The 26282-nt window shown below is 70.9% G+C and carries 28 protein-coding genes; 5 read left to right on the plus strand and 23 right to left on the minus strand.

Annotated features, from left to right (window positions below; all coding sequences use genetic code 11):
* Positions 1 to 8: 8 nt before the first annotated feature.
* The 5 genes from ACWFR4_RS06250 to ACWFR4_RS06270 all read right to left on the minus strand — a co-directional run bounded on the left by ACWFR4_RS06250 (position 9) and on the right by ACWFR4_RS06270 (position 3759).
* A complete protein-coding gene (locus tag ACWFR4_RS06250) occupies positions 9 to 878 on the minus strand; it encodes an amino acid ABC transporter permease (protein ID WP_453458275.1) in 870 nt (289 codons plus the stop codon).
* Complete coding sequence (locus ACWFR4_RS06255; protein ID WP_453458277.1) at positions 875 to 1519, minus strand: amino acid ABC transporter permease; 645 nt, start codon at positions 1517 to 1519, stop codon at positions 875 to 877. The genes ACWFR4_RS06250 and ACWFR4_RS06255 overlap by 4 nt, the downstream gene beginning before the upstream one ends.
* Before the next feature lie 9 nt (positions 1520 to 1528).
* Positions 1529 to 2452 (minus strand): glutamate ABC transporter substrate-binding protein, encoded by a 924-nt coding sequence (locus ACWFR4_RS06260; RefSeq protein ID WP_266558309.1) that lies wholly within the window; start codon positions 2450 to 2452, stop codon positions 1529 to 1531.
* A 16-nt stretch (positions 2453 to 2468) separates the two neighbouring features.
* The gene (locus ACWFR4_RS06265; protein WP_227298142.1) at positions 2469 to 3212 is read right to left on the minus strand and encodes an amino acid ABC transporter ATP-binding protein; all 744 of its coding nucleotides are present in this window, start codon (positions 3210 to 3212) and stop codon (positions 2469 to 2471) included.
* A 106-nt stretch (positions 3213 to 3318) separates the two neighbouring features.
* A complete protein-coding gene (locus tag ACWFR4_RS06270; RefSeq protein WP_453458280.1) occupies positions 3319 to 3759 on the minus strand; it encodes a DUF6278 family protein in 441 nt (146 codons plus the stop codon).
* A 122-nt stretch (positions 3760 to 3881) separates the two neighbouring features.
* On the opposite strand from ACWFR4_RS06270, the gene ACWFR4_RS06275 reads away from it, so the two are divergent.
* The gene (locus ACWFR4_RS06275; protein ID WP_453458283.1) at positions 3882 to 5699 is read left to right on the plus strand and encodes an SGNH/GDSL hydrolase family protein; all 1818 of its coding nucleotides are present in this window, start codon (positions 3882 to 3884) and stop codon (positions 5697 to 5699) included.
* A 74-nt stretch (positions 5700 to 5773) separates the two neighbouring features.
* Here ACWFR4_RS06275 and ACWFR4_RS06280 read toward each other — a convergent pair whose 3' ends face one another.
* Positions 5774 to 6553: an exodeoxyribonuclease III gene (locus ACWFR4_RS06280; RefSeq protein WP_453651099.1), complete on the minus strand. Its 780-nt coding sequence runs from the start codon at positions 6551 to 6553 to the stop codon at positions 5774 to 5776.
* Between the two features lie 148 nt (positions 6554 to 6701).
* Between ACWFR4_RS06280 and ACWFR4_RS06285 the strand changes: the two genes are divergently transcribed.
* Positions 6702 to 7274, plus strand: coding sequence for an isochorismatase family protein (locus ACWFR4_RS06285; RefSeq protein ID WP_453651101.1), 573 nt, complete (start codon positions 6702 to 6704; stop codon positions 7272 to 7274).
* Between the two features lie 28 nt (positions 7275 to 7302).
* On the opposite strand, the gene ACWFR4_RS06290 is transcribed toward ACWFR4_RS06285, so the two are convergent.
* The 9 genes from ACWFR4_RS06290 to ACWFR4_RS06330 form a co-directional block, all read right to left on the minus strand.
* Complete coding sequence (locus ACWFR4_RS06290) at positions 7303 to 7938, minus strand: MBL fold metallo-hydrolase (protein ID WP_453458291.1); 636 nt, start codon at positions 7936 to 7938, stop codon at positions 7303 to 7305.
* Between the two features lie 66 nt (positions 7939 to 8004).
* Positions 8005 to 9297 (minus strand): bifunctional 3-oxoadipate enol-lactonase/4-carboxymuconolactone decarboxylase PcaDC, encoded by a 1293-nt coding sequence (gene pcaDC / locus ACWFR4_RS06295; protein WP_453458293.1) that lies wholly within the window; start codon positions 9295 to 9297, stop codon positions 8005 to 8007.
* A 159-nt stretch (positions 9298 to 9456) separates the two neighbouring features.
* On the minus strand, positions 9457 to 10035 hold the full coding sequence (locus ACWFR4_RS06300; RefSeq protein ID WP_453651103.1) for a sugar kinase: 579 nt from the start codon (positions 10033 to 10035) through the stop codon (positions 9457 to 9459).
* On the minus strand, positions 10035 to 11219 hold the full coding sequence (locus ACWFR4_RS06305) for an ROK family glucokinase (protein ID WP_453458299.1): 1185 nt from the start codon (positions 11217 to 11219) through the stop codon (positions 10035 to 10037). Before ACWFR4_RS06305 ends, ACWFR4_RS06300 begins: the two co-directional genes overlap by 1 nt.
* A gap of 192 nt (positions 11220 to 11411) precedes the next feature.
* Positions 11412 to 12212: an ATP-binding cassette domain-containing protein gene (locus ACWFR4_RS06310; protein WP_266675261.1), complete on the minus strand. Its 801-nt coding sequence runs from the start codon at positions 12210 to 12212 to the stop codon at positions 11412 to 11414.
* On the minus strand, positions 12209 to 13258 hold the full coding sequence (locus ACWFR4_RS06315; RefSeq protein ID WP_266558330.1) for an ABC transporter permease: 1050 nt from the start codon (positions 13256 to 13258) through the stop codon (positions 12209 to 12211). Before ACWFR4_RS06315 ends, ACWFR4_RS06310 begins: the two co-directional genes overlap by 4 nt.
* Entirely contained in the window at positions 13255 to 14259 is a 1005-nt protein-coding gene (locus ACWFR4_RS06320) for a sugar ABC transporter substrate-binding protein (protein ID WP_453651105.1), read from the minus strand. The genes ACWFR4_RS06315 and ACWFR4_RS06320 overlap by 4 nt, the downstream gene beginning before the upstream one ends.
* Before the next feature lie 116 nt (positions 14260 to 14375).
* A complete protein-coding gene (locus ACWFR4_RS06325; protein ID WP_453651107.1) occupies positions 14376 to 15365 on the minus strand; it encodes a sugar ABC transporter substrate-binding protein in 990 nt (329 codons plus the stop codon).
* A gap of 128 nt (positions 15366 to 15493) precedes the next feature.
* Positions 15494 to 16231, minus strand: coding sequence for a GntR family transcriptional regulator (locus ACWFR4_RS06330; protein WP_453458360.1), 738 nt, complete (start codon positions 16229 to 16231; stop codon positions 15494 to 15496).
* A 127-nt stretch (positions 16232 to 16358) separates the two neighbouring features.
* Between ACWFR4_RS06330 and ACWFR4_RS06335 the strand changes: the two genes are divergently transcribed.
* A complete protein-coding gene (locus ACWFR4_RS06335) occupies positions 16359 to 17363 on the plus strand; it encodes a Gfo/Idh/MocA family protein (RefSeq protein ID WP_453458310.1) in 1005 nt (334 codons plus the stop codon).
* A 27-nt stretch (positions 17364 to 17390) separates the two neighbouring features.
* Here the strand turns inward: ACWFR4_RS06335 and ACWFR4_RS06340 are convergent, their stop codons facing one another.
* The 5 genes from ACWFR4_RS06340 to ACWFR4_RS06360 form a co-directional block, all read right to left on the minus strand.
* Positions 17391 to 17597 (minus strand): hypothetical protein, encoded by a 207-nt coding sequence (locus ACWFR4_RS06340; protein WP_453651109.1) that lies wholly within the window; start codon positions 17595 to 17597, stop codon positions 17391 to 17393.
* Positions 17594 to 18775: a cytochrome P450 family protein gene (locus ACWFR4_RS06345; RefSeq protein ID WP_453458316.1), complete on the minus strand. Its 1182-nt coding sequence runs from the start codon at positions 18773 to 18775 to the stop codon at positions 17594 to 17596. Before ACWFR4_RS06345 ends, ACWFR4_RS06340 begins: the two co-directional genes overlap by 4 nt.
* 45 nt (positions 18776 to 18820) lie before the next feature.
* Positions 18821 to 20068 (minus strand): ROK family protein, encoded by a 1248-nt coding sequence (locus ACWFR4_RS06350; protein WP_453651111.1) that lies wholly within the window; start codon positions 20066 to 20068, stop codon positions 18821 to 18823.
* Positions 20069 to 20150: 82 nt separating this feature from the next.
* Positions 20151 to 20825 carry a response regulator gene (locus ACWFR4_RS06355; RefSeq protein ID WP_453458322.1) on the minus strand — a complete coding sequence of 225 codons (675 nt, stop codon included), beginning with the start codon at positions 20823 to 20825 and terminating at the stop codon, positions 20151 to 20153.
* A gap of 120 nt (positions 20826 to 20945) precedes the next feature.
* A complete protein-coding gene (locus ACWFR4_RS06360; RefSeq protein ID WP_453651113.1) occupies positions 20946 to 22211 on the minus strand; it encodes a sensor histidine kinase in 1266 nt (421 codons plus the stop codon).
* Positions 22212 to 22391: 180 nt separating this feature from the next.
* Here ACWFR4_RS06360 and ACWFR4_RS06365 point away from each other — a divergent pair, with 180 nt between their 5' ends.
* On the plus strand, positions 22392 to 22592 hold the full coding sequence (locus ACWFR4_RS06365) for a hypothetical protein (protein WP_453651115.1): 201 nt from the start codon (positions 22392 to 22394) through the stop codon (positions 22590 to 22592).
* Positions 22593 to 22615: 23 nt separating this feature from the next.
* On the opposite strand, the gene ACWFR4_RS06370 is transcribed toward ACWFR4_RS06365, so the two are convergent.
* Together ACWFR4_RS06370 and ACWFR4_RS06375 are read right to left on the minus strand one after the other, a co-directional pair.
* Positions 22616 to 23023 (minus strand): ribonuclease domain-containing protein, encoded by a 408-nt coding sequence (locus ACWFR4_RS06370; RefSeq protein ID WP_100591458.1) that lies wholly within the window; start codon positions 23021 to 23023, stop codon positions 22616 to 22618.
* 142 nt (positions 23024 to 23165) lie between these two features.
* Positions 23166 to 24068, minus strand: a complete 903-nt coding sequence (locus ACWFR4_RS06375) for a DMT family transporter (protein WP_453651117.1) — start codon at positions 24066 to 24068, stop codon at positions 23166 to 23168.
* Positions 24069 to 24357: 289 nt separating this feature from the next.
* On the opposite strand from ACWFR4_RS06375, the gene ACWFR4_RS06380 reads away from it, so the two are divergent.
* Entirely contained in the window at positions 24358 to 25089 is a 732-nt protein-coding gene (locus ACWFR4_RS06380; protein ID WP_453651119.1) for an SDR family oxidoreductase, read from the plus strand.
* Positions 25090 to 25162: 73 nt separating this feature from the next.
* On the opposite strand, the gene alc is transcribed toward ACWFR4_RS06380, so the two are convergent.
* Complete coding sequence (gene alc, locus ACWFR4_RS06385; RefSeq protein ID WP_453458335.1) at positions 25163 to 26278, minus strand: allantoicase; 1116 nt, start codon at positions 26276 to 26278, stop codon at positions 25163 to 25165.
* Positions 26279 to 26282 lie beyond the last annotated feature (4 nt).

The raw sequence follows: 26282 nt of genomic DNA on the forward strand, positions 1-26282 counted from the left end.
AGCCCCTGCTACTGCACCCCCGGCAGCAGCGTCCCCGGTTCGGCCGGGGCGACTTCGGCCGCCTCGACCTTGGGGTTGCGCCGCTGGCGCTTGGACACCCACTGGGCGAACCACGAAAGCAGCATGCACATCCCGATGTAGATCGGAGAGATCACCATCACCACGGGGATGAAAGGCAAATCGTAGTCGAGGTTCGAGGCGATGAGTTTCCCGGCGTGGAGGAACTCCTCGTAGGTGATGAGATAGCCGAGCGAGGTGTCCTTCAGGGCGACCACCAGCTGGCTGATGATGGCGGGCAGCATGGCACGTACGGCCTGCGGCACGAGGACGTGCGTCATGACCTGGGTCTTGCGCATGCCGAGCGCGAACGCGGCCTCGCCCTGGCCGCGTTCGACGGAGTTGACACCGGAGCGGAAGACCTCGGCGAGCACCGAGCCGTTGTAGAGGGCTAGCCCGGCGACGAGGGCTGGCAGCGGCTGGACCTTCAGCGCCACGAAGATGAAGAAGATCATCACCAGGACGGGCATCGCGCGGAAGAACTCCACGACGAGCGTGGCGAGCCAGCGCACCGGCCGGTGGTCGGACAGGCGCCCCACCGCGAGGACGGTCCCGAGCACGAGCGAGAGCGCGGCGGCGATGGCGAAGGCCTTCAGCGTGTTGCCGAGCCCGCGCAGGAGCAGCTCCTGGATGCCCTTGTACTCGAAGGGCATCCACTTCGTGTACGTGAACTGGTCGGTGTCGAACAGGAGGTAGAAGATCCAGGCGAGCAGGCCGAGCAGGATCAGGGTGGAGAGCACCCCGTACAGCCGGTGCCGGCGCTCGGTCTTCGGCCCTGGTACGTCGTAGAGGGCGGTGGCGTCGTGGGCAAGAGCCTTCATCGGGGAACTCCCCAGCGCTTCTCGAGCACGTTGAAGATCGCGCTGATGGTGAGGGTGATGATCAGGTAGCCGACGGCGATCCAGAAGAACGTCCAGATGATGTTGTAGCCCAGCTCGCTGAGGGTCTTGTAGGTGCCGAGCAGCTCGTTGACGCTGAAGGCGCCGGCGATCGCCGAGTTCTTGGCGAGTGCGATGAGGGTCGAGCCGACGGGCGGGATGACCGACCGGAAGGCCTGCGGGAGAATGACCATCGACAGCGTCTGACCGAACGTCATGCCGAGGCTGCGGGCCGCCTCGCCCTGTCCCCTCGGGACGGTGTTGATGCCGGAGCGCAGGGCCTCGCAGATGAACGCCGAGGTGTAGCAGCCGAGGGCGAGGATCGCGAACACCTTGAAGGGCAGCACGATTCCGAAGCGCGGCAGGCCGAGGAGTACCGCGAAGAACAGCAGGGTCAGCGGGGTGTTGCGCAGGATGTTGACCCAGACCGTGCCGAAGACACGGAAGGATCCGACGGGCGCGACCCGGAACGACGCCATCACAAAGCCGAGGACGAGCGCGAGGATCGAGGCGTAGACGGTCAGTTCGACCGTCCCGAGGAACCCCTTGGCGAAGGTGGAGAAATTGCTGGTCAGTACGTCCACGGGGCCTCCTCAGCTCGCCGGGTAGCGGTCGATGGGGGGCGGGGTGGGCGCGGGCACGCCGGATTGGCCGAGCGTCGCCTCGAAGGCCCTCTTCCAGTCGCCGTTCTTCTCGCGGGCCTCCAAAGCGTCGTTGAGCGCCATCCGCAGCGCGTTGTCGCTGCGCCGCACACCGATGCCGTACGGCTCCTCGGAGAACGGCTTGCCCACGACCCTGAGTTGGTCGGGCACCTTCGCCGCGAAGCCGATCAGGATCGCGTCGTCGGTGGTGACGGCGTCGACCTGGTAGGTGAGCAGGTTGTCGACGCAGACCGAGTACGTGTCGTACGCGACGAGCGTCGCCTTCGGGTAGTCGGTCTTGATGCGCTGGTAGGGGGTCGAACCGCTCGCCGAGCAGACGCGTTTGCCGGCCAGGTCCTGCGGGCCGTGGATGTCGTTCTCGTCCTTGCGTACCAACAGGTCCTGACCCGCCAGGAAGTACGGGCCCGCGAAGCCGACGAGCTTCTTGCGCATGGCGTTGATGGTGTAGGTGCCGACGTAGTAGTCGATCTGACCGTTCTGCAGGGCGGTTTCGCGGTTGGCCGAGGCGATCGTCTTGAAGTGGATGGTCTTCGGGGGGAAGCCGAGCGAGGCGGACATCATCTTGGCGATCTCGATGTCGAAGCCTGAGAAGAGGCCGGTCGCCGGGTCCCTCTCCCCCAGGTACGGCTGGTCCTCCTTGGCGCCGACGATGAAGTAGCCGCGTTTCTTGGCGCGCTCCCAGGTGGGCGAGGAGGGCAGTCGGAAGTCTTTCGCCACTTGGTAGGTGGGCAGCTTGTCGGGGGCCGGGCCCTTGGTCGGCGGGCTGCCCTCCTTGCCGCAGGCGGCGGCCGTGGAGACGGCGAGCAGTGCCGTGAGCGCCGCCAGGGCACGGCACACACGTGTCGGACGGATCATGCGGTGCGCTCCCCGCTCAGTGCTTGAGGATCTTGGAGAGGAAGTCCTTGGCCCGCTCGCTGCGCGGGTTGGTGAAGAAGTCCTCGGGGGTGCGGTCCTCGACGATGCGGCCGTCGGCCATGAAGACGACGCGGTTGGCGGCGGAGCGGGCGAAGCCCATCTCGTGGGTGACCACGACCATGGTCATGCCCTCACGGGCGAGCTGCTGCATCACCTCGAGGACCTCGTTGATCATCTCCGGGTCGAGGGCCGAGGTCGGCTCGTCGAAGAGGAGGGCCTTGGGGTCCATCGCGAGGGCGCGGGCGATGGCCACGCGCTGCTGCTGGCCGCCGGAGAGCTGGGCAGGGAACTTGGCCGCCTGTGAGGCGAGCCCCACCCGGTCCAGGAGTTCACGGGAGCGCTTGTCGGCCTCGTCCCTCTTGCGGCCCCTGACCTTCATCTGGGCGAGGGAGACGTTCTGCAGGACCGTCTTGTGCGCGAAGAGGTTGAAGGACTGGAAGACCATCCCCACCTCGGCCCTCAGATGGGCGAGGGCCTTGCCCTCCTCCGGAAGCGGCTGTCCGTCGAGTCTGATGTTCCCCGACTGGATCGTCTCGAGCCTGTTGATCGTCCGGCACAGCGTCGACTTTCCCGACCCCGAAGGGCCGATGACCACCACCACCTCCCCCTTGCCGACGGTGAGGTTGATGTCCTGGAGGACATGCAGCTCGCCGTAGTACTTGTTGACGTCACGCAGCTCGATCAACGGATCGACGGCCATGGCAGACCTGCCCACTCTCAGCTGTGTCGGTCCGCGCAAACTATCCACGTCAATTTTGGACTTGACCGACGACACGCACGTATGGGCATTAACCGTATTTGCGGTTCTACGTCTCCGATGTCTCGGCGTAGAACTGCGACAACTCGGGAGCCCCGCTCGTCGCCCACTCGTGGCCCGCGGCGACGACGTCGACCTCGCGGCCGGAGCGGAGCCGCACCACCGGCTGCCCGTTGGGCCAGATCACCCACATCGCGCCCGGCACCTGACGGACGAGGACCGTACCGAGGTACAGGCCCGCGTCGTTGCCGAGCCACGGCAGCGCTTCCTCGTCCTCGCGCCAGCGCGGCACCAGTTGGTCGAGTGCCTCCAACGACGCGACGGTGTCGTCCAGTTCGACCCCCGCCTCGTGCGCCTGCGAGCGCAGCAGTTCGCACTCGGAGAGAAGCTCCGCGACGCCCTCGGCCCCGCCGTCACTCTCGGTGAAGACGGCCACGCCGAAAGCGGAGCCGTGCTTCTTGCGCCAGTTGTCCAAGAAAGGGATGTTCATACCACTCACCCTGACATCCCCGCAGGCCGTCGCACCACAGGGCGCGCGGAGCCCCGTTACGGAGAGTTCGGGCCACGTTCGCACGCGGCTCATTGACGCGAACCAGTCTCGTCTTTAGCTTCATGGCGCACCTGTCACGTCTCACCCGCAAGTGGAGGGAGTCGGTCGTGCGCCGACACGTCTGGGGAACGGCAGCTGTACTGGCGCTCTTTACGGGCTTCGCCCCAACCGCCGTCGCGCAGGCCGCCCCGCACAGACCCGAGCCGCTCCCCCTGGAGCGGCTCTTCGACAACAGGGCGGTCAGCGCCGACGACCGGGCCGGGGAGGCCGACTTCGACGGCTCGGGCAGCTCGCTGTCCGCCGGGGATCTGACGGCGGCCGGCTGGACTCCCGGGCGCGCCTTGGGTGTTGAGGGCGCCCGCCTCACCTGGCCGCGCACAGCGGCGGCGGGGCCCGACAACGTGCGCGCCGACGGCCAGCGCGTCCGCGTGCACGGCCGGGGCGACGCGCTGTCCTTCCTGGTGGCCGGAACCGGCGGTGACGCGGCCGGTTCGGGCACCGTGCGTTACCGGGACGGCTCGCGCTCCACGTACCGCCTCACCGCGCCCGACTGGCGCACGGGGCCGCTCGCGACCAAGTCCGTGGCGTTGCCGCACCGCAACACACCCGGCGGCCAACTCGCCGAGAAGACACGCCTGTTCGTCGTCACCGTGCCCGTGACCAAGGGCCGCGCGATCGCCTCCGTGGATCTGCCCCGGGACCCCGGCGCCCCCGATCTGCATGTCTTCGCCCTGTCGGTGCGCTCGCCCGCGCCGGGGTGGACCGGCACCTGGTCGGCGTCCACCGCCGGATACACGGCCGTCGGGCCCTGGGCGGACCGTACGGTGCGGCTGGTCGTGCACACCAGCGTGGGCGGGCCGCGCGTGCGGATCCGGCTCGACAACACGTTCGCGTCGGCGCCGGTGCGGGTCGGGAGCGCGACGGTGGCCGTGCAGGACGCGGGCGCCGGGGCCAAGGCCGATCCGGTGCCGCTGACGTTCCGGGGCGCGGCGGGTACTGAGATCCCCGCGGGGGCGCAGGCGTTCAGCGACGCGGTGGGCTTCGATGTGCCGGCGGGCGCGAATCTGCTGGTCAGCTTCCACCTCCCGGAGGCGGTCGCCACGGCGCCGGTGCACAGCCAGGCGATCCAGCGCTCGTACGTGAGCCTGCCGGGCGATCACACGGCGGAGGTCTCAGCGGCCTCGTACACGTCAACGATCACGTACTGGCCGCTGCTCACCGGTGTCGACGTGAGCGGCGGGCCCGGGTCGGTCGTCCTGCTCGGCGACTCCATCACGGACGGCGTGAAGTCGACGCCGGACGCGAACCACCGCTGGCCCGACGTCCTCGCCACCCGGCTGCGCGAGCAGGACGCGGTGCCGCACTACGGGGTCCTGAACCAGGGGATCTCGGCGAACCGGGTGACGGGCGACCGCTATGCGGGGGACGGCGTCTCCACGGACACGGGCGGTGTGAGCGCGCTGCACCGCCTCGACCGTGACGTGCTGTCCCAGACGTCGGCCCGCACGGTCGTCGTGTTCCAGGGCGTCAACGACGTACGGGCCGGCTTCTCCGGGGCCCAAGTCGTCTCCGGACTGCGGGAGATCGCCGCCCGCGCCCACGCGCGGGGCCTGCGCGTGGTCGGGGCGACGGTCACTCCGTGCGAGGGCGAGACCCTGTGCACGGCCACGGCGGACCGGGAGCGGGAGGTCGTCAACGCGTATGTGCGGGACAGCGGGGGCGACTTCGACGCGGTGGTCGACTTCGATGCCGTGGTGCGGGATCCGGCGCATCCCGCGCGGATCCGGCCCGAGTACGACAGCGGGGACCATCTGCACCCCGGGGACGCGGGGCTCGACGCGATGGCCCGGGCGGTGGATCTGGGGGCACTGAAGCCGTAGGGCTCCGGCGCCCTCGGATCGCGGGGCATGCGGGCCTTCGCCTCCGGCCACCCGGATCGCGGAGCGACCTCGCCCTATACGTCCAGGTCCACGACCACCGGCGCGTGGTCCGAGGCGCCCTTGCCCTTGCGCTCCTCGCGGTCCACGTACGAGTCCTTCACGGCCTTGGCGAACGGCTCGTTCCCGTAGACGAGGTCGATGCGCATGCCACGGTTCTTGGGGAATCCGAGCTGGCGGTAGTCCCAGTAGGTGAAGGGGTGGTCGTACTTCAGGGGGCGCGGGACCACGTCGGACAGGCCCGTCTCACGGAGCGCGGCGAGCGCGGCGCGCTCCGCGGGGGTGACGTGTGTGGCGCCGTCGAAGAGGGAGATGTCCCAGACGTCGTCGTCCGCCGGCGCGACGTTGTAGTCGCCCATCACGGCGAACGGGCGGGAGCCCCCCGCGTCGCCCGCGACGGCCGCCTTGAGCGCCTCGAACCACTGGAGCTTGTACGCGTAGTGCGGGTGGTCCACCTCGCGGCCGTTCGGCACGTACACCGACCACACGCGCGCGGGGCCGCACGTGGCGGAGATCGCGCGGGGCTCGTGGACGCCTTCGTAACCAGGGTCGCCGGGCAGGCCGGTGACGACGTCCTCCAGGCCGACGCGGGAGATCAGCGCCACGCCGTTCCACCGCCCGGTCGCGTTCACCGCGGACTCGTAGCCCAGCTCGCGCAGCTCGTCCGCGGGGAACTGCTCGGCCGTGCACTTGGTCTCCTGGACGCACAGCACGTCCGTCCCGGTGTTCTCCAGCCAGGCGAGGAGCCTGGGCAGCCGGGCGGTGATCGAGTTCACATTCCAGGTAGCAATCCGCATGCCCACAACCTACCGGGCGGGTACGACAACGCCCGCCGGACCCGGGGGGACCCGCAGGCAGGCGCGATAGGCAGGCTACCTTGCAAGTTTCCCTGCTCGAAAGTTAGCCTGTCGAAGCATCTCCCCCGGATCCGCAAGGAGCACCCCCATGCCCGCCACCACTCTCGACGAGCGCACCGCCCTCGTCCTCATCGACCTTCAGAACGGGATCCTCGGCCTGCCCACCGTCCACCCCTCCGACGCCGTCCTGAAGAACGGGGCCTCACTGGCGGAGGCCTTCCGCGCCAAGGGCCTGCCCGTCGTGCGGGTCCGCGTCGCCTGGTCCCCCGACGGCGGCGACCTGCCGGTGAGCCGGTCGGCCACCCCGGGGCTCACCCAGGCGCCGCCCGCCGCGTTCTCCGAGTTCCCGGACGAGCTCGGCCCGCTCGGCGACGACATCGTGATCACCAAGCGCCACTGGGGCGCCTTCACCGGGACGGAGCTGGACCTCCAGCTGCGCCGCCGCGGCGTGACGCAGATCGTGCTCGCGGGGATCTCGACCTCGATCGGCGTCGAGTCCACCGCCCGGTCCGCGTTCGAGCTGAGCTACCACCTCACAGTGGTCGAGGACGCGACGACGGACACGGACGCCGCCTCCCACGAGCACAGCTTCGGCAAGATCTTCCCGCGGATCGCGGAACTCGCCACGACCGACGAGATCGTCGAACTCCTGGGCCGGTAAAGGGAGTTCACAGACCCCCGAGGGGCGCTCAGAGCGTCGCGCACTCCTCCGGCGTCAGCCGCAGGTTGTCCGTCCCGCCGAGCGCCCCGATCTGCCCTTCGTAGATGGGCCACGCCAGGTCGGTCAGCAGCGCGTCGTGGATGTCGTACGCGCGCTGCGGACCGACCTCTCGGAGGTAGTCGATGACCTCGGCGATCTTGTTCCAGGGGGCCATCACGGGCACGAGGAGGGTCTCGACGGGCTGGTCGGGGACGGTGAACGCGTCGCCGGGGTGGAAGACGCGGCCGTGGTCGATCAGATAGCCGACGTTCGTGATGCGCGGGATGTCCGGGTGGATGACGGCGTGCAGTTCGCCGTGGACCTGGATGTCGAAACCGGCTGCCTCGAACGTGTCACCGTGCCCGACCGTGTGCACCCGTCCCGGGAACGCCGACGAGATCTTGTCGGCCACGGACTTCAAGGTCCAGATCTCGGTGGCCGGGTCGGCGTCGAGGGCCGCCCGCAGCCGGGCCTCGTTGAAGTGGTCGGCGTGCTCGTGCGTGACGAGGATCGCCTCGGCGCCGACAGCCGCGTCCTCCTCACAGAAGCCTCCCGGGTCGATGACGAGCGTCCGCCCGTCCTTCTCCAGGCGGACGCAGGCATGGATCTTCTTCGTGAGCTTCATACGAACCATCCTGCGCTCCCCGCCCGCGTCCGGCCCGTCCCGGCGTCCGTCTTCTACTCCTGCGGCCTACTCCTGCGGGGTGGTCTCCTCGCGGATCACGGCCTGGGCCACCTTGAACGCCGAGTTCGCCGCGGGCACACCGCAGTAGACGGCGGCCTGGAGCAGCACTTCCTTGATCTCGTCGGCGGTGAGGCCGTTGCGCAGGGCGGCCCGGGTGTGGAAGGCCAGCTCGTCGAGGTGGCCGCCGGCCACGAGCGCGGTGAGCGTCACACAGCTGCGCATACGGCGGTCGAGGCCCGGCCGGCTCCAGATCTCCCCCCACGCGTAGCGGGTGATGAACTCCTGGAAGTCGCCGGAGAAGGCGTCCGCGGAGGCCAGGGCCCGGTCGACGTGCGCGTCGCCGAGCACCTCGCGGCGCACCTTGAGACCCATGTCGTGCCGGTCGGGCCGGACAGCCGCCTCGGGCTGAGCCTCCATGGGGCCGATCTCCGCGACGGGGGCGACCGGCGGGGGCGGCGGCGCGAGGACGGGCTTGACGGGGGCGGCGGGGATCGCGTGCTGCCCGGTCTCGTACGCGGGCTGCCAGGCGGTGGAGAAGTGCCGTACGAGGAGGTCGGTGACGGCGGCGGGCTGCTCGACCGGGGCGAGGTGCGAGGCGCCGGGCACCACGGCGAGCCGGGCGTCCGGTATGCCGGCGACGAGCGTGCGCGCCTGTGCGGGGCCCGTCACCTGGTCGTCGGAGCCGACGAGGACGAGCGTGGGGGCCCCGATGGAGCCGAGCTCAGCCCGTACGTCGAAGGAGGCGAGCGCCTCGCAGGCCGCGATGTAGCAGCCCGGGTCGGTGGTGCGCACCATCTGCACGGCCCAGTCGGTGATGGCGGGCTGGGCGGCCGCGAAGCCGCTGGTGAACCAGTGCTCAGGGGACGTGCGGGCGATGGGGTCGAGGCCGTTGCTGCGGACGATCACGCCGCGCTGGCGGAACTCGTCGGCGGTGCCGAAGCGGGGCGAGGCCGCGATCAGCGCGAGAGAGGCCACGCGCTGGGGGTGGCGCAGCGCCAGCTCCGCGCCGATGGCGCCGCCCAGGGAGCAGCCCGCGTAGCCGAAGCGCTGCACGCCGAGTTCGTCGAGCGTGGCCAGGAGCCGCGTGGCGAGGTCGGCTACGGAACCGGCCGGGTGGGCGGGGGCGCCGCCGTGCCCGGGAAGGTCGAAACGGAACACCCGCCACTGCCGGGCGAGCTCGGGTACCTGCCGGTCCCACATGTGCCAGGTGGTGCCGAGCGAGGGCCCGAGGATGAGCACCGGGGCGTCGTCCGGGCCGTCGAGGCGATACTGGAGGGCAGGTGTCTTCGTCTCACTCACTTGCTCCACGCTATCCAGTCGCTCTGTGAGGGTTCGGGGCGGGGCCCGTGAGTGTGCACGGAGTGTATGCCTGGGATTGGTGGTGTACGGGGTTCGGGGAGGCCATGTGAAGGCCGCCGACCGCTAGGAGCGGTGAGCGGTGCCGGGTGCGTGCCGGCGCTACGGCGTCGTCGTCGACACCACGTACACGAAGGGCTTCGCCTGGTTCGCGCGGTTCACCACGATGTCCAGGGTCGGCTCGGGGTTCTTCTGCTTGTGGGTGAGGCCCCAGTAGGGGCCGGGCCCGTCGAAGACCCAGCCGACGACCTTCTGGTTGCGCGGGCTGATGGCGATCTCGTCCTTCTTCAGCTTGGACGAGCTGGTCCCGATGGTCTTCAGGAACTTGTCGAGGCCCGCGTCCGTCGTGCGGAAGCGGGCGTAGAGGCGGCTCGTCCTGAGGTTGTTCGTCTCGTAGTACGCGACGCCCTTGGCGGAGGAGACCGGGATCGGCACCTGGTACAGCCGGCGCTGGACTTTGGAGGGCCACCCGATGGTGAGGCCCGTCGCGGAGTACTTGGCCTCCTTGTCCTTGCCGCTGCTACGGCTCTGGTCCGCGGAGATCACCAGATAGCCGGCGGGCACGCCGATGAGCAGCACGATCGTGAGCAGCGTGAGCGCGCGGCGGCGGATGACCCTCCGGCGGTTCCCAGGGGGGCGCTGCCCTTCGTCGGGGGACGAGGGCTGGCGTGGCACGGTCATTACTTGGGTCCCTGATTCTCGCCGGCGGCGCTCGCCGGGCTCTGCGGGCCCGGGCCGAAGCCCTTGCCCTGGTGGTAACGCTCGTAGCGTTCGTACCGTTCCACGCGACGGCGATTGGCGCGGCGGAAGCGGCGGGCGACGAGCCGGGCGAGGTCCGCGGCGCCGACCATACCGGCCTCGGGTCCGAGCTGGGCGCGGGCGATGCGGGCCTCGGGGCGGTAGCCGCGGCCGGTGAGGTGGCGCTTGAAGGCGTCGCGGGCCGGGCCGATCAGGAGGTCGTCGGCCGCGGAGACGCCGCCGCCGATGACGAAGCAGGACGGGTCGAGGGCGGCCGCGAGGTTCGCGATGCCGACGCCGAGCCACTGGCCGATGTCCTGGAGCAGCTCGATGCACATGGCGTCGCCCTCGCGGGCGAGCTCGGTGATGAGGGGGCCCGTGATGTCGGGGACGTTGCCCTTGACGCGCTCGATGAGCCCGTACGCGACCGGGGAGTCCGCGGCGGCGAGCTCGCGGGCCTCGCGCACGAGCGCGTTGCCGGAGCTGTACTGCTCCCAGCAGCCGCGGTTGCCGCACGGGCAGCGGTGGCCGCCGGGGACGACCTGCATATGGCCGAATTCGCCGGCGACGCCGAACTTGCCGCGCTTGACCTGGCCGTCCTCCAGGATCGCGCCGCCGATGCCGGTGCCCAGCGTGATCATGACGAGGTGGTCCTCGCCACGGCCCGCGCCGAACCGCCACTCGGCCCAGGCGGCGGCGTTGGCGTCGTTGTCGACCAGGACGGGGACGGCGAGGCGGCCGGAGATGCGGTCCCGGAGGGGTTCGTTGCGCCAGGACAGGTGCGGGGCGAACAGGACACGGTTGCGGTCGGCGTCGACCCAGCCCGCCGCGCCGATGCCGACCGCGTGCACGTCGTGCCGGTCGGAAAGATCGAGGACCAGCTCGACGATGGTGTCCTCGACGACCTTCGGGCTCTTGGACTTGTCCGGCGTCTCGGTGCGCAGGGTCTCCAGGATGTTGCCGTCGGCATCGACGACACCCGCCATCACCTTCGTACCGCCGATGTCGATACCGACGGTCGGGACGCGGGGCGCCGTCAGGTGGGAACGGCGCTCGCGCGTGCCGACGGTCCGCAGGACGGTGGCTCGTGCGGAGCCGCGGTGTGCGAGGTCGCGGTAGGTGCTCATCGCGCCGATTGTGCCATTTCGCTGCCGTGAGGGCGTATCCGAGCAGTGCCGGTCACTCGTGGTGGGCGGGGCGCTACCGCAGTTCCCTCTTCGTGTGCGGGTTGTTCGTGGCCGGTCGCCCCCCGCGGCGGAGCCGCAAATGGCACAGCCCCGCGCCCCTATGGGGCGCGGGGCCTGAACGGAGTGCCATGCCTACGGGGCGTCCCGGCCCTCCAGCTCGTGGCGCAAGTCGTCCAGTTCGCTGCCGCCTGCCATTTGGCGGGTCAGTTCGTCCAGGGTGATCTCGTCGCGTGCGTAGCTGCCGAACATCGTGCCCCTCTTCAGGAGGACGAAGCGGTTGCCGACGAGGTAGGCGTGGTGCGGGTTGTGCGTGATCAAGACCACGCCGAGGCCCGCGTCGCGCGCGGCGGCGACGTACTTGAGGACGACGCCGGACTGCTTGACGCCGAGGGCGGCGGTCGGCTCGTCGAGTACGAGGACCTTGGCGCCGAAGTAGACGGCGCGGGCGATCGCCACGCACTGGCGCTCGCCGCCGGAGAGCGTGCCGATGGGCTGGTCGACGTCGCGCAGGTCGATGCCCATACGGAGCAGCTCCGCGTGGGTCGTCCGGCGCATGAGGTCGACGTCCAGGCGCTTGAAGGGGCCGGAGCCCTTCGTCGGCTCGGAGCCGAGGAAGAAGTTCCGCCAGACCGGCATCAGCGGGACGACGGCGAGGTCCTGGTAGACCGTGGCGATGCCGCGGTCGAGGGACTCACGTGGGTTGGCGAGCCGTGTCTCCTCGCCCTCGATGCTGAAGGACCCGGAGTCGTGCTTGTGCAGACCCGCGATGATCTTGATGAGGGTCGACTTGCCCGCGCCGTTGTCGCCGAGGACGCAGGAGATCTCGCCCGCGTGCACGACGAGGGAGACGTCCTCCAGGGCCCGGATGTTGCCGTAGTACTTACTGACGCCGTCGAGCTCCACAAGCGCCGTACGTTCTGCGGTCTCGGTCATTTCGTCGCCTCCGCGCGCTTGCGGACCCACGCGTTGAGCAGGGTCGCGAGGAGCAGCATCGCCCCGAGGAAGAACTTGAACCAGTCCGGGTTCCACTCGGCGAACACGATGCCCTTGCTCGTCATGCCGAAGATCAGGGCGCCGATGGCCGCGCCGACCGCGGACCCGTAGCCGCCGGTGATCAGGCAGCCTCCGATGACGGCCGCGATGATGTAGATCAGCTCGTTGCCGACGCCCTCGCCGGACTGCACGACGTCGAACGAGAACAGCAGGTGCTGCCCCGAGATCCAGGCGCCGAAGGCGACGCCCATGTACAGGCCGATCTTGGTCTTGTTGACCGGGACACCGACGGCGCGGGCCGCGTCCTCGCCGCCGCCGACCGCGTAGATCCAGTTGCCGACGCGGGTGCGCAGCAGGATCCAGGTGGCGACGACGATCAGGGCGAGCCACCACAGGATGGTGATCTTGAAGTCGACGCCGCCGATGGTGAGCGTGGAGGCGAAGACGTCCTTCGCGGAGGAGAAGCCCTCCATGTCGGAGATCGACTTGGTGGAGACGGTGCCGCTGATCAGCTTGGTGAAGCCGAGGTTCATGCCGGTCAGCATCAGGAACGTCCCGAGCGTGATGATGAAGCTCGGTGGGTCGGTGCGGGTCAGCATGACGCCGTTGAAGACGCCGATGGCGAGCGTGAGCAGGAGCGAGACGCCCACGCCGACCCAGACGTTCGCCGTCATCTGGTAGCTGAACATCGACGAGATCAGCGCGGACGTGGTGACCATGACGCCGGCGGAGAGGTCGAACTCGCCGCCGATCATCAGCAGGGCCACGGGTACGGCCATGATGCCGATCGTCGACGACGCGTACAGGACCGTGGCGAGGCTGGAGGCCCGCAGGAAGCTGTCCGCGAAGATCGCGAAGAAGAGGAAGACGGCGACGGCGCCGACGACCGAGCCGAGTTCGGGCCGGCCCATGAGCTTGCGCAGCGGCGATGTCTTCAGGAGCCGCTCGTCCGTCAGCGGCGGGGTCCCTGGTGCGGCGGCGCTCATCGGGTCCCCCGCTTCGTGTACTCCTCGAGCTTGGCCGCCTGCTCCTTGGTGATGATCTGCGGTCCGGTGAGGACCGGCTTTCCGCCGCCGAGGACATCCGCGTTGTAGCGGTAGAGCCAGAGCAGGTCCACGGCCTCGTAGCCCTGGAGGTAGGGCTGCTGGTCGACGGCGAAGCCGAGCGTGCCGTCCTTCAGGCCGGCGGCGACCTTCTCGTTGAGGTCGAAGGTGTCGATCTCGGCCTTGCTGCCCGCGTCCTGCTTGGCCTTCACGGCGGTGGCGGCGAAAGGCGCGCCGAGCGTGACGACGGAGTCGATGGACTTGTCGGCCTGGAGCTTGGCGCCGATGGAGGACTGGACGTCGGGCATGTTGGTGCCCTCGACGTACAGGTTCTGCATCTGACCCTTGAAGGTCTCCTTGGCGCCGGCGCAGCGCTGCTCGTGGCCGACGTTGCCCTGCTCGTGCAGGACGCACAGGGCCTTCTTGCGGCCGCGCTTGTTCAGCTCCTCGCCGACGGCCTGGCCCGCGATCGTCTCGTCCTGGCCGATGTGCGTGAGCGCGCCGAACTTCTTGGACTCCTCGGAGCCGGAGTTCACGGTGATCACGGGGATGCCGGCCTTCTCGGCGCGGGCGACGGCGGCCTTCATGGCGTCGGGCTTGGCGAGCGTGACGATCAGGCCGTCGACCTTCTTGTCCACGGCCGCGTCGACGAGCTGGGCCTGCTGCTGCGCCTCGTCGCTGTGCGAGTACAGGAAGTTGATGTTGTCCTTGATCGCGGCCTGCTTGGCGCCGCTCTGGACGATGTCCCAGAAGGTGTCGCCGTCGCCCGAATGGGTCACCATCGCGACGGTCCAGCGCGGGGTGTTCACCGCGGCCTTGCCCTGGGCCGTGGCCGCCTTCCTGGCGTCCTCCGCCCGCTTGCCGCCTGTGCTGCTGCACCCCGCGAGGGTGAGACCGACTGCCCCTGCGAGGGCGATGCTCACCCAGCTCCGAAACCGTGCCACGAGGCCGTGCCCTTCTTCTTCTGGTGCCTGGTTCTGCGGGGCCGGCGGACCTGCCCCGGGGGCTCGACGACCGGCCCCAAACGTCCAAGTATCAGGCACTGGGATCACGCATCCGTTCACCGGGTACCGCGCGCGGTGTACTTCTCGAGCTTCGGCACGTCCTTCTCGGTGACGATCGCCGGGCCTGTCAGGACGGGCTTTCCGCCGCCGATGACGTTGGCGTTGGTCTTGTAGAGCCACAGTTCGTCGACGGCGAGATAGCCCTGGAGGTAGGGCTGCTGGTCGACGGCGAAGCCGACGTCCTTGGCCTTGAGGCTCTTGACCACGGCCGCGTTCAGGTCGAAGGTGTCGACCTCCGCCTCGCTGCCCGCGTCCTGCTTCGCCTTGACGGCGACGGCCGCGGTGGGGGCGCCGAGCGCGACGACCGCGTCGATGTCCTTGGCCGCCTGGAGCTTGGCCTCGATGGACGACTGGGACGAGGGGGCGTTGGTGCCCTCGACGTTGAGGTTCTCGACAGTGCCCTTGAAAGTCTTCTTGACGCCGGCGCAGCGCTGCTCCAGGGAGACGTTGCCCTGTTCGTGGATGACGCAGAGCGCCTTCTTCCGGCCGCGCTTGTTGAGTTCGCTGCCGACGGCCTCGCCGGCCACGGACTCGTCCTGCCCGATGTGGGTGAGCGCGCCGAACTGCTGCGAGAACTCGCCGCCCGAGTTGATCGTGACGACCGGGATCCCGGCGTCCTTCGCCTTGGCGAGTACGGCCTTCATGGCCTCGGGCTTGGCGAGGGTGACGACGATCCCGTCGACCTTCTTGTCGATCGCCGACTGGACCAGCTCGGCCTGCCCCTTGGCCTCTTTGTCGTTCGAGTAGAGGAACTGGACGTTGTCCTTGGCCGCGGCCTGCTTGGCGCCGCTCTGGACGATGTCCCAGAAGGTGTCGCCCTCGCCGGAGTGGGTGACCATCGCGATCTTCAGGCGGGGCGTGCCGGCGGGCTTGCCGCTTGTGGAGCCGTCGGCCTTGTCCTCCGAGGTCTTGCCTCCGGAGCTGCTGCATCCGGCCGCGAGTGCGACGACCGCAATGAGGGTTGCTGCCGTGCGGGCTGTGCGCATGGTGTGCCACCTCTCTCCTCGCCGCCCGTGTGCGGCTGGAGGAGTTCTAGCGGTGGGTACCCGGCACCGTCAATGACTTTGTCATAACATTCTTACGGCCGGTCTTCCACGCCACGTCCACGGCGCTTCTACGGCCGTACGAGGAGCTGGAACTCGAAGGAGTAGCGGGACGCCCGGTACGTGTGCGACCCGAACTCGACGGGCCTGCCGGTGTCGTCGAACGTGGTCCGCTGCATCGCCAGGAGCGGAGCGCCCGCGGGCTCGGCGAGCCGCTCACCCTCCTCGACCGTGGCTGCGCGGGCGCCGACGGACTGGCGGGCGCTGTGCAGGGTTATCCCGGCGGCGCGCATCAGCCGGTAGAGCCCCGTCGCCTCCAGCCGCTCCGTGTCGAGCGGGAGCAGCCCGGTGGGCAGGTGGTTGCAGAGGTACGCGACCGGGTCGCCGTGGGTCAGCCGCAGCCGCTCGACCCGGTGCACCTCGTCGCCCTCCCCCACTCCGAGCGCGGCCGCGACCTCGGCGGACGCCGGCACGAGCGTGTTGGCCAGGACGCGCGTCTCGGGCTTCTGGCCCGCCGCCTCCAGGTCGTCGTAGAGGCTGCTCAGTTCCAGGGGGCGCTTGACCTGGCTGTGGACGACCTGGGTGCCGACGCCGCGGCGGCGGACGAGGAGGCCCTTGTCGACGAGGGACTGGATGGCCTGGCGCACGGTGGGCCGGGACAGACCGAGCCGGCCCGCGAGCTCGATCTCGTTGCCGAGCAGGCTGCCGGGGGTCAGGGAGCCGCGCTCGATCGCCGCCTCCAGCTGCTGGGAGAGCTGGAAATAGAGCGGGACCGGACTGCTGCGGTCCACGCTGAGCTGGAGCGACACGGTCGGATCGACTACTGGTTTGGCCACGGGCCGAGCGTAGTCGCAAGGAATGTTGACGGGAAGTCGTGAAGTTCGGTTGTCCGGACAAACCGTTGACAGCGGGTTCCCCGGGCGGCACCTTGACTGCATGCGCATCGGACTTATCGGGACGGGCCGTATCGGCACCTTTCACGCAGCAGTTCTGGAGCGGTACCGCGAGGTCGGCTCGCTCGTCGTCACGGACGCGGACCCGGAGCGGGCCGTCGCGCTCGCGGACCGGATCGGCGCGACGGCGGCGCCCACGGTGGACGAGATCTTCTCGTGGGGCGTGGACGCGGTGGTCATCACGGCGGCGACGTCCGCGCACGGCGAGCTGATCGGGCGGGCGGCGCGGGCCGGGCTCCCGGTGTTCTGCGAGAAGCCCATCGCCCTCGACCTGCCGGGCACACTGGCCGCGCTCGGCGAGGTCGAGCGGGCCGGAACGGTGCTCCAGCTGGGCTTCCAGCGCCGCTTCGACGCGGGGTACACCGCGGCGCGCGAGTTGGTGCGCTCGGGCCGCCTCGGCAGGCTGCACACCGTACGGGCCATGACCAGCGACCCGGCGCCGCCGCCGGCCGCGTATCTGCCGCTCTCCGGCGGGCTCTACCGGGACTGCCTGGTCCATGACTTCGACATCCTGCGCTGGGTGACCGGTCGCGAGGTGACGGAGGTGTACGCGACCGGGTCCGACGCCGGACCCGCGATGTTCCGCGAGGCCGGGGACGTCGACACGGCGGCCGCCGTCCTCACGCTGGACGACGGCGCGCTGGTCACGGCGACGGCGACGCGCTGCAACGGCGCGGGCTACGACGTGCGCATGGAGCTCTCCGGCGAGCTGGACACGGTCGTCGTCGGCCTCGACGACCGCACGCCCGTCGCCTCCACCGAGCCCAAGGGCCCGCCCGCCGCGTCCAAGCCCTGGCCCGGTTTCCTGGAACGCTTCGCCCCCGCGTACGAGGCGGAGCTCGTCGCGTTCGTCGACGTGGTGCGCGGCGAACGCGAGAACCCGTGCGACGGCCGCGAGGCGCTGCACGCGCTGCGGATCGCGGAGGCCTGCGAACTGTCCCGCCGGGAACGGCGGTTGGTCCGGATGGAGGAGATCCCCGGGGGCTGATCCCCAGGGCCCCTCGGCGAGCCCGGCTCAGGCCTCCCCGCGCGCCATCGCGATCAGCCGGTCGAGGACCGCGGGGTCCGCCTTCACGCCGTCGTGGGCGTGCGCGTCCAAGACCCAGGCGCGCAGCCCGCGTACGAGCTTCGCCGTCTCCAGGGACTGCTCACGGTCGACGAACATGTCGTCCTGGTTGACGGCCGCGGTGACCGGCACCTCGCGCGCGGGGGCGTCGGTCACCACCGGACCGGCAGGCTTCGCACGCCGCGAATCAGCATGCCGGGCAGCCAGTCGTCCGCCGGGCCGTCGAGTGCGAGCGCGGGGGCGCGGTCCAGAAGTGAGCGCAGGGCGATCTGGCCTTCGAGGCGGGCCAGGGGTGCGCCGAGGCAGTGGTGGAGGCCGTGTCCGAAGGCGATGTGGCCCCGGGCGTCGCGCCGGATGTCGAAGCGGTCCGGCTCCGGGAAGCGCTCCGGGTCATGGGCGGCGGCGGCCAGCCCGACGAGGACCGCGGAGCCGCCGGGGATGACCGTGCCGCCGACCTCGGTGTCCTCGACCGTGAAGCGGTACGTCGCGTTCTCCACGGGACCCTCGTACCGCAACATCTCCTCGACGGCGCCGTCCAGGAGGGTCATGTCGGCGCGCAGCACGGCGAGTTGGTCGGGGTGGGTCAGCAGGGCGCGTACGCCGCTCGCGATCAGGTTCACCGTCGTCTCGTGGCCCGCGATGAGGAGGATGAAGGCCATGGCGCGCAGCTCGTCGGGCGAGAGCCGGTCGCCGTCCTCCGCGGTCGTGCGGATCAGGGCGCTGAGCAGGTCGTCGGCGGGGGCCGACGCCCGCTTGTCCTCGATCAGGTCGCGCAGGTACGCGGCGAGTTCCGCGAACGTCGCGTACTCGCCGTCGCGGTCGCTCGGCGCGACCACCTCGTTCGACATGCGCCGGAAGTCGGCGCGGTCGATGTCCGGGACACCGAGGAGCTCGCAGATGACCGTGAGCGGCAGCGGGAAGGCGAACGACTCGACGAGGTCGGCGCGACCGTGCGGGAGCATCGCGTCGAGCAGGTCGTCGGTGATGCGCTGGATGCGCGGGCGCAGCGACTCGACGCGGCGTGCGGTGAAGGCGCGGGTGACGAGGGAGCGCAGCCGCGTGTGGTGCGGCGGGTCGGTGATCAGCAGATGGGTGCCGATCAGCTCTTCGTCGAGGCCGGAGAAGCCCAGCTTGGCGGGGGACTTGACCAGGCGCGGGTCGGTGAGCGCGGCGCGCGCCTCCTCGTGCCCGACGATCAGCCATGCCTCGCCGTCGTCGGCCGGCTTGGGCAGCCGCACACGGTGCACCGGGCCGCGGGCGCGCAGCTCCTCGTAGACGGGATACGGGTCGGCCGTGAAGCCCGCGTACTCGCCCAGATCGATCGCTTCCCCCATGGCGCCGCCCCTCGCAGTGACCCTGACCCTCGTCTTCTGCTGAATCTAACTCGCGCCACTGACGATCGGTTCCCGTGAGGTGATCGCCGCGCCGCCCTCGGCGAGGAAGCGCGCGAGCGGCAGGGTCGCCGCGCCGACCGTCACCGCGTCGGGCCCGAGGCGCCCGAGTTCGATCGTGGTCTGCGCGTACGGGTGGCGCAGGGCGTACGCGGCGGCCGCCCGCCGGACCGGTTCGAGGAGGCGGGGACCGAGGAGGAGCCCGGCCCAGCCGCCGACGACGATGCGCTCCGGGTTGAAGAGATTGACGAGGTCGGCGATGCCCGCGCCGAGGAACTCGGCCGTCTCGTCGAGGAGTTCACCGGCGCCGGGGGCGGCGAGGAGTTCGGCGAGCGCCCCCTCCTCGTCGGTCGAGGTCCAGTGGCCGCCGCTCTCGCGCCATCGTTCGAGCAGCGCCTCGGCGCCCACGTAAGCCTCCAGGCAGCCGCGCGCCCCGCACCGGCAACGGCGCCCGCCGACCTGGAGCGTGGTGTGGCCCCATTCCCCCGCGCTGCCGGACGAGCCCTGGTAGGGGACGCCGTCGGCGATGACGCAGGCGCCGACGCCGGAGCCGATGAGGGTGACGACGGCGGTGCGGGCGCCGCGGCCCGCGCCGAACCACATCTCGGCGAGACCCAGAGTCTTGGCGCCGTTGTCGACGAACAGGGGTAGTTCCGGCGGGAGTTCACCGCGGTCACGGAGCATCGCTTCGAGGGGGACGGCGTCCCAGCCGATGGCTTGGCCGTGCACGACGGCTCCGACGACGCCGCCCGCATCGGAGGCGTCGACGATGCCGGGCACGCCGATGCCGACGCCGATGAGGGCGTCCGGGGCGACCTTCGCCTCGTCGAGCACCTGCGCCAGGCCGGCCGCGACGATCCGTACGACGTCCTGCGCGTCATGGCGTCCGTCGGGCAACGGGGCGTCCACGCGCGCGAGTTCGTTCAGGGTGAGGTCGAACAGCTCCACGCGTACGCGTGTCTCGCCGATGTCGACGCCGGCGAGATGGCCGCAGTGCGGGGCGACGCGCAGGAGCGTGCGTGGCCTGCCGCCGTCGGAGTCGACCGACCCGGCCTCCTCCAGGAGGCCGTCGGCGACGAGTTCGGAGACGACGTTGCTGATCGACCCCGAGCTGAGCGCCGTGAGGGGTCCCAACTCCTGTCGGCTGAGCGGGCCGTCGAAGTAGAGCTTGCGCAGCACCGTGGCCCGGTTGTTGCGTCTGAGGTCACGCACCGTGCGCCGGCGTGGTCCGGCCATCGTCATCCTCCCCCGTGCGGCGGACCCTGGGCGCTGTTCGCCCGCGCCCGGATCACGTCTGAATTTACCCGTGCCGCGCAGGTCAGTCGTCCAGGAGTCCCGCGTCGTGTGTGAGGAGGGCGATCTGGACGCGGTTGTTCAGGCCGAGCTTCGCGAGGATGCGGGAGACGTGAGCCTTGACAGTGGCGACGCTCATGTAGAGCTCGGCGGCGATCTCCGCGTTGGCGGCGCCGCGGCCCACGGCGACGGCCACCTCCCGCTCACGGTCGGCCAGTTCGGCGAGCCGTTCACGCGCGCGTGCCCTGCGGTCCTGCTGCGGGTCGGGGCCGGCGGCCCGCGTGATGAGCTGCCGGGTCACGGTCGGCGACAGGACGGGAGCTCCGGAGGCGACCCGGCGGACCGCCTCGACGATCTCGGCGGGCGCGGTGTCCTTGAGGACGAAACCCGCGGCGCCGGCGCGCAGCGCGCGCAGTACCTGTTCGTCGGCGTGGAACGTGGTGAGGACGATGACCTCGGGCGCGTCGGGCCGTGCCCGCAGCGCCTCGGTCGCGGCGAGCCCGTCCACGTCCGGCATGCGGATGTCCATGAGGACGACGTCGGGCCTGGTCTCGGCGACGAGGGCGGGGACCTCCGAGCCGTCGCCCGCCCGGCCGACGATCTCGATGTCGGGCGCGCCCCCGAGCATGAACGAGAGGCCCGCGCGCACCAGCGGGTCGTCGTCGACGAGGAGCACCCTGATCGGTTCCACCGCGTTCATCCAGTCCCGCCTTCGCGCCGTCGTACCGCAGCCGTCACCGTCGCCGCCGCCACCGTCCTCGGGGGCCACCGTAGCGAGGCGTTGATCGCCTGGTCCATGGGTGCCCGCCGCGGGCGGGGGTCACCCGGGCCACGGCAGCCACGCCTCGATCGCGAAGCCTCCGTCGTCGGCGGCGCCGTGGCCGAGGCTGCCGCCGGCCAGGGTCGCGCGTTCTGTGAGGCCGATCAGGCCCTGGCCCGAGCCGGGCACGTGCGGGACCTCGCCGGGCGGCGGCGGGTTGCGGACCGAGACGGTGACGCCGTCGCCCGGCGCGCCGGAGACGACTACCTCGGCCGCGGCGCCGGGGGCGTGCTTGCGGGCGTTGGTCAGGCCCTCCTGGACGATGCGGTAGGCGGTGCGGCCGACGGACGCGGGGACGGCGTCCGGGGTGGTTACCTGGTGGTCGAGGACGATCTTCATGCCCGCCTCGCGCGACTCGGCGACGAGGGCGTCGAGTCCGGCCAGCGTCGGCTGGGGCCGCCCCGACTCCTCGCCGTGGTCGTCGGCCCGCAGGACGCCGATGATCTCGCGCAGGTCCTGGAGCGCCTCGTGGGAGCTCTCGCGGATGACGCCGGCCGCGCGGGCGACCTCCTGCTGCGGGGCGTCGGGCCGGAACTCCAGGGCGCCCGCGTGGACGCTGAGCAGCGTGAGCCGGTGGGCGAGCACGTCGTGCATCTCGCGGGCGATGGCCTCGCGGGCGAGGCGCTGCGCCTGCTCGGCCCGCAGTCCGGCCTCGGTCTCGGCGCGCCGCGCCCGGTCACGCAGCGACAGCAGGAGCTGGCGCCGGGAGCGTACGAACATGCCCCAGCCGACGACGGTGATCGTCAGGACGATCGTGAAGGCGACGGAGAAGATGTACGGCGAGTCCGGGTCCGGCCGGATCCAGAAGAAGAACGGGATCAGCGCGCAGGAGGCGCCGGCGACCCAGGCGACGTATCGGAAGGGCCGGTGCACGGCGAGGGTGAAGATGGCGACCATGGTGGCGCCGCCCGCGCTGTTCGACATCATGCTGACGGCCGACAGTGCGACGGCCAGGCCCATGGGCCACCGCCTGCGCAGCCACACGGAGGCGCAGGCGAGTGCGCCGAGCCACTGGTCGAGGTCGGCGAGACCCTCGGAGGTGTTCGGGTCGTTCGAGACGGAGTGGGCGCCGAGCAGGCCGATGGCCACGGCGACACCGAAGCAGGTGAAGTCGACGACCCAGTCGCGCAGGGTGCGGCGCCTGCGGCCGGGGCGGCCGTCCGGGTCCAGGTCGAGCTCGTCGGCGACGGCCGAGGGCAGCATCCTGCGCCGCCACCGGTACGGCTCCCCCGGTGGGGTCGTCCCTGTCCGCTCCTGAACCTCCATGGTCGACAAATCTACGCACCCGGGGCGCCCGGGACCGCCTCGTGGAGCGGACCGTGGACGAAAGTCTCGGCGGCCGGTACTTCGGTAGGCGCGCCCCGCCGGAAGCCGCGTCTTGTGGCGGGACGCGCCTCGCCCCGCGGCCGATGTGCGTGGGAGGTCCGCGGGGCGAGGTTGTCACCTATGAAGAAGGTTCTGGAGTTCATCGGCGCGATCGCGCTCATTCAGGGCGCGGTCGGCCTGCTGCACGAGTTCACCGGGTGGCTGAGCTGGGGCGTCATCCAGCACCTCGGCTTCCTCGACGGCTACGAGGTGTACGGGAGCATCGCGCTGATCGTGCTCGCGTTCGCCCTGTTCGCCGCGTCGGAGAACGTCAGGAGCTGACGGCGCCGGTCACCGGGGTCGCTTCAGCAGCCGTGGTCGACGAGGTCGAACGTCGCGTAGTGGTCGCCGGTGTAGTAGTCCTCCTGGGACTGCTCACCGGTGACGATGCGACGGGCGCCGCGGGTCGGGGAACCAGGGGTGATGACCGTGTACTCGTGGTAGTAGCCGGTGGACTGCGAGGGCAGGACGCCTTCCCGGTTCTGGAAGACGGTGCCGTCCTGGTCGTACGGGTAGGGGCCGCCCTGCTCGATGAGGTCGAGGGTGTCGTGGGCCTGGGAGGGCAGCGCCGAGTAGCAGATGTCGCCGACGGCGGTCACGGAGTACGTGACGGGGGCCGGGGCCGCGGTGGCCGAACCGGCGAGGACGGGGCCGCCGATGAGCAGGGCGGCGGCGAGGGCAGTGACACTGGCGATTCGTGGGGGGATTCGCATGGCCCCTAGTGTGACGCGCGTAGAGCCTGGCGTGTCAACGTCAAGTCAGGGGAGTTTTCCGGAAGTTAACCAATCGGAGGCGCCGCTTCAGGCGCGTCCAGGGCGCGTTCGGGGACGCTCGGCGTACGTCTCCGGCGGCGGCTCAGGCGGTGGCGCGGCGCCCCCATGCCGTTCCTGCCAGCACGAACACGGCTCCCAACAGGCCCAGCAGCCCCAGGCGTTCGCCGCCGATGACGATGCCGGCCGCCGCGGCCCACAGCGGCTCCGTGCCGAGGAGCAGGCTCACCCGCGACGGTGACGTCCGGTGGACCGCCCACATCTGTACGAAGAAGGCGAAGAGCGTACAGAAGACGGACAGGAAGACGAGCCCAGCCCACTCGCGCGCGCCGAAGTCCGCGGCCACCTCCCACGGCGCGGCGCCGGTCCCCGGAACACCGCACAGGAGCGCGAACACGACGACGGACGCGCCCAGTTGGACCGTCGTCAGGGGCAGCGCGTCCGCTCCCCGCACGGACTTCATCCGGGCCATGGCGAGGACGTGGACGGTGCGGGCGAGTGCCGCGAGCAGCATCAGGAGGTCACCGGCGGACGGGGCCGTGAAGCCGCCGCTCTGGGTGAGCAGGACGACGCCCGCCACGGAGACGGCCGCCGCGGCGAGGAACGTCCGGGACGGCCTGGTCCGGGTCACCGCGGCCTCGGCGAGGGGCGTGAAGATCATGGTGAGGCTGATGATGAGGCCCGCGTTCGTCGCGGAGGTGTGGACGACGCCGTAGGTCTCCAGAAGGAAGATTCCGCTGAGGATCAGCCCGAGGAGTCCCGCCCCGCGCCACTGCGCGGCGCTCAGCCCACGCAGCGTGCCCCGTCCGACCACGGCGAGCGCCGGCAGGACGGCGCCGAAACGGAGCACGAGCACCGCGAGGACGGTGGTCTGGGTGGTGATGCCCTTGGCCGCGAGATAGCTGGCTCCCCAGACGACGGCCACGAGGAGAACGGGCAGGTCGGTGAGCCAGGCGCGGCGGGGCGCGGTGACGGTGAGGGTGGTCAAGGTGCGGTCTCCGGCGGCGTACGGCGGGCGTGGAGACGGCGGCGGCTCGCACGGGGGCGGCTCACCGTACCCGCGGCAAGATCGTCCGGGCCAGCGCTTTCCGCCCGCCGGGCCGGCTCGGGTCTTGCGCCCGATCGAGTCGAGAGGCCCTGGGCCCACCCGCACCCGGAATGCGTCGGTCTGCCCGCGGGGCCGGGGGCGGCGGCATAGGTGTCCGTTTGCCGCCAGCACCAGGGACCGCCCGTCCATTTACTTGAAGCCATTACAACCGATGGCTTCAGGAGGACCCATGAACGGCAAGGCAGCACTCGTCACCGGTGGCAGCCGTGGGATCGGCGCGGCGACCGCGCTGCGGCTCGCCCGTGAGGGCGCGGATGTGGCGGTCACCTACGTGAACGGCAAGGAGGCGGCCGAGGAGGTCGTGCGCCGCATCGAGGCACTGGGGCGGCGCGGTCTCGCCCTGCGCGCAGACTCGGCGGACGCCCACGAGGCCGCCGGTGCCGTGGAGCAGGCGGCGGAGGCGTTCGGCAGGTTCGACGTGCTGGTGAACAACGTGGGCCTGGGGGTGCTCGGACCGCTGGAGGGTTTCTCCCTCGCCGAGATCGACCACGCGCTCGCGGTGAACGTGCGCGGTGTCCTGCTGGCCTCGCAGGCAGCTGCGGCACGGCTGTCCGACGGCGGCAGGATCGTCACCGTCGGCACCTGCATGGCCAAGCGCGTACCGGGTCCCGGCGGGACGGTGTACGCGACGACCAAGGCGGCCCTGATCGGCCTGACGAAGGCGCTGGCGCGCGAGTTGGGCGGCCGCGGCATCACGGCGAACATCGTCCACCCGGGCCCGATCGACACGGACATGAACCCGGCGGACGGCCCTTATGCCTCGGGCCAGACCGCTTCCGTCGCGCTGGACCGGTTCGGCACGGCCGACGAGGTGGCGTCGATGGTCGCCTATCTCGCGGGCCCCGAGGCCACCTATGTCACGGGCGCGGAGTTCGCCGTGGACGGCGGGCACGCGGCGTGACGTGATGCGCGCGGGGGCGTACCGGTGCTGTCGGGCCGGTACGCCCCCGCGCGGGTCTGCGGGAGGGACGGGATCAGCCGCCGAGCTCCTGGTGGCGGGCTGTCAGACGGGCCGTGCCCTCGTCGGTCAGCGAGCCGAACAGGCGCAGGCGGGAGATGCCGCCGTCCGGGTAGATGTCCACGCGCGCGTGGGTTCCGACGGCGGGGGTGTCGAGCACGAAGCGGTGGTTGGTGTCGGGCTGGAGGCGGGTGCGGGGCAGGACCTCGACCCACGCGCCATCATCGCCGTCGCGCACCGAGACCGACGCCCAGCCCGCCGAGTTGCCCTTGAGGTAGGCGGTGTCGATCTCCAGGGCGCGGATCTGCGACTGGGCGACCAGGCGGTAGCTGATCCAGTCGTTGCCCTGGTCGCGGCGACGGCGGGTCTCCCAGCCGTCGTCCATCTTGCGGGAGCGGCCCGGCTGGATGGTGTTGCTCGCGGGCGAGTAGAAGAGGTTGGAGGCGTCCTCGGCGCTGCCGCCGTTCTCCAGGGCGACGACGTCGAAGGTGCCGAGCGTGGCGAGCCACTTGGGGTCGGGCACGACCTCGCCGTGAACGCGCAGGCGGGCGATGCCGCCGTCGGGGTGCTGGTTGACGCGCAGGTGCGTGAAGCGCTGCTCCACGTCGACGGCGAAGCCGTTGGCCGCATGGCCGCCGACCGCCGTGCGCGGTACGAGCGTCGTCCACTTGACGTCGCCCGACAGGAGCTCCTCCGGGGTGGGCGCGCCTTCCACGGACGCGGCCTCGACGGAGACGGCCTGCGGGTAGTTGCCGCGGAAGTGGGCGGTGTCGACGATGATGCCGCGGATCACGCCGGGGGCGCCGAGCCGGACGAGCGCCCAGTCGTGGTCCTCGGCGGTCGGCCACGGGTGGTCCGCGCCGGTGCCGCGGCGACGCCGGGTCTCCCAGCCGTCCATGATCTTGCCCTTGTGGCCGAAGTGCTCGGGGTCGAACTCGGCGCGCTCGGGCACGAGGAGGTTCTCGCGCTGGGCGAAGAACTCGTCGTTGGCAGCGATGACACCGGCGCCGAGCTGCCGCGCGGCGAGGTCGGCGTACTGCGTGAACGGGAAGTCGGCGGTGCGGTAGTCGGCGTAGGGGTCTCCGCCGCCGTAGGGGTTCGCGTCGCCGGTGAAGCTGGGTATCGCCGTCACAGTG

Source organism: Streptomyces sp. NPDC055140 (assembly GCF_053607285.1).

Coding starts and splice junctions, on each gene's coding strand:
- ACWFR4_RS06345 (WP_453458316.1), bottom strand. CDS start 18,775: ATGGGGGAAGCGATCGATCTGGGCGAGTACGCGGGCTTCACGGCCGAC.
- ACWFR4_RS06260 (WP_266558309.1), bottom strand. CDS start 2,452: ATGATCCGTCCGACACGTGTGTGCCGTGCCCTGGCGGCGCTCACGGCA.
- ACWFR4_RS06355 (WP_453458322.1), bottom strand. CDS start 20,825: ATGAACGCGGTGGAACCGATCAGGGTGCTCCTCGTCGACGACGACCCG.
- ACWFR4_RS06275 (WP_453458283.1), top strand. CDS start 3,882: ATGGCGCACCTGTCACGTCTCACCCGCAAGTGGAGGGAGTCGGTCGTG.
- ACWFR4_RS06280 (WP_453651099.1), bottom strand. CDS start 6,553: ATGCGGATTGCTACCTGGAATGTGAACTCGATCACCGCCCGGCTGCCC.
- ACWFR4_RS06305 (WP_453458299.1), bottom strand. CDS start 11,219: ATGAGCACCTACCGCGACCTCGCACACCGCGGCTCCGCACGAGCCACC.
- ACWFR4_RS06350 (WP_453651111.1), bottom strand. CDS start 20,068: ATGGCCGGACCACGCCGGCGCACGGTGCGTGACCTCAGACGCAACAAC.
- ACWFR4_RS06370 (WP_100591458.1), bottom strand. CDS start 23,023: ATGCGAATCCCCCCACGAATCGCCAGTGTCACTGCCCTCGCCGCCGCC.
- ACWFR4_RS06250 (WP_453458275.1), bottom strand. CDS start 878: ATGAAGGCTCTTGCCCACGACGCCACCGCCCTCTACGACGTACCAGGG.
- ACWFR4_RS06315 (WP_266558330.1), bottom strand. CDS start 13,258: ATGAGCGCCGCCGCACCAGGGACCCCGCCGCTGACGGACGAGCGGCTC.
- ACWFR4_RS06310 (WP_266675261.1), bottom strand. CDS start 12,212: ATGACCGAGACCGCAGAACGTACGGCGCTTGTGGAGCTCGACGGCGTC.
- ACWFR4_RS06380 (WP_453651119.1), top strand. CDS start 24,358: ATGAACGGCAAGGCAGCACTCGTCACCGGTGGCAGCCGTGGGATCGGC.
- ACWFR4_RS06270 (WP_453458280.1), bottom strand. CDS start 3,759: ATGAACATCCCTTTCTTGGACAACTGGCGCAAGAAGCACGGCTCCGCT.
- ACWFR4_RS06265 (WP_227298142.1), bottom strand. CDS start 3,212: ATGGCCGTCGATCCGTTGATCGAGCTGCGTGACGTCAACAAGTACTAC.
- ACWFR4_RS06325 (WP_453651107.1), bottom strand. CDS start 15,365: ATGCGCACAGCCCGCACGGCAGCAACCCTCATTGCGGTCGTCGCACTC.
- ACWFR4_RS06300 (WP_453651103.1), bottom strand. CDS start 10,035: ATGACCGTGCCACGCCAGCCCTCGTCCCCCGACGAAGGGCAGCGCCCC.
- ACWFR4_RS06360 (WP_453651113.1), bottom strand. CDS start 22,211: ATGGAGGTTCAGGAGCGGACAGGGACGACCCCACCGGGGGAGCCGTAC.
- ACWFR4_RS06290 (WP_453458291.1), bottom strand. CDS start 7,938: ATGAAGCTCACGAAGAAGATCCATGCCTGCGTCCGCCTGGAGAAGGAC.
- ACWFR4_RS06285 (WP_453651101.1), top strand. CDS start 6,702: ATGCCCGCCACCACTCTCGACGAGCGCACCGCCCTCGTCCTCATCGAC.
- ACWFR4_RS06335 (WP_453458310.1), top strand. CDS start 16,359: ATGCGCATCGGACTTATCGGGACGGGCCGTATCGGCACCTTTCACGCA.
- ACWFR4_RS06365 (WP_453651115.1), top strand. CDS start 22,392: ATGAAGAAGGTTCTGGAGTTCATCGGCGCGATCGCGCTCATTCAGGGC.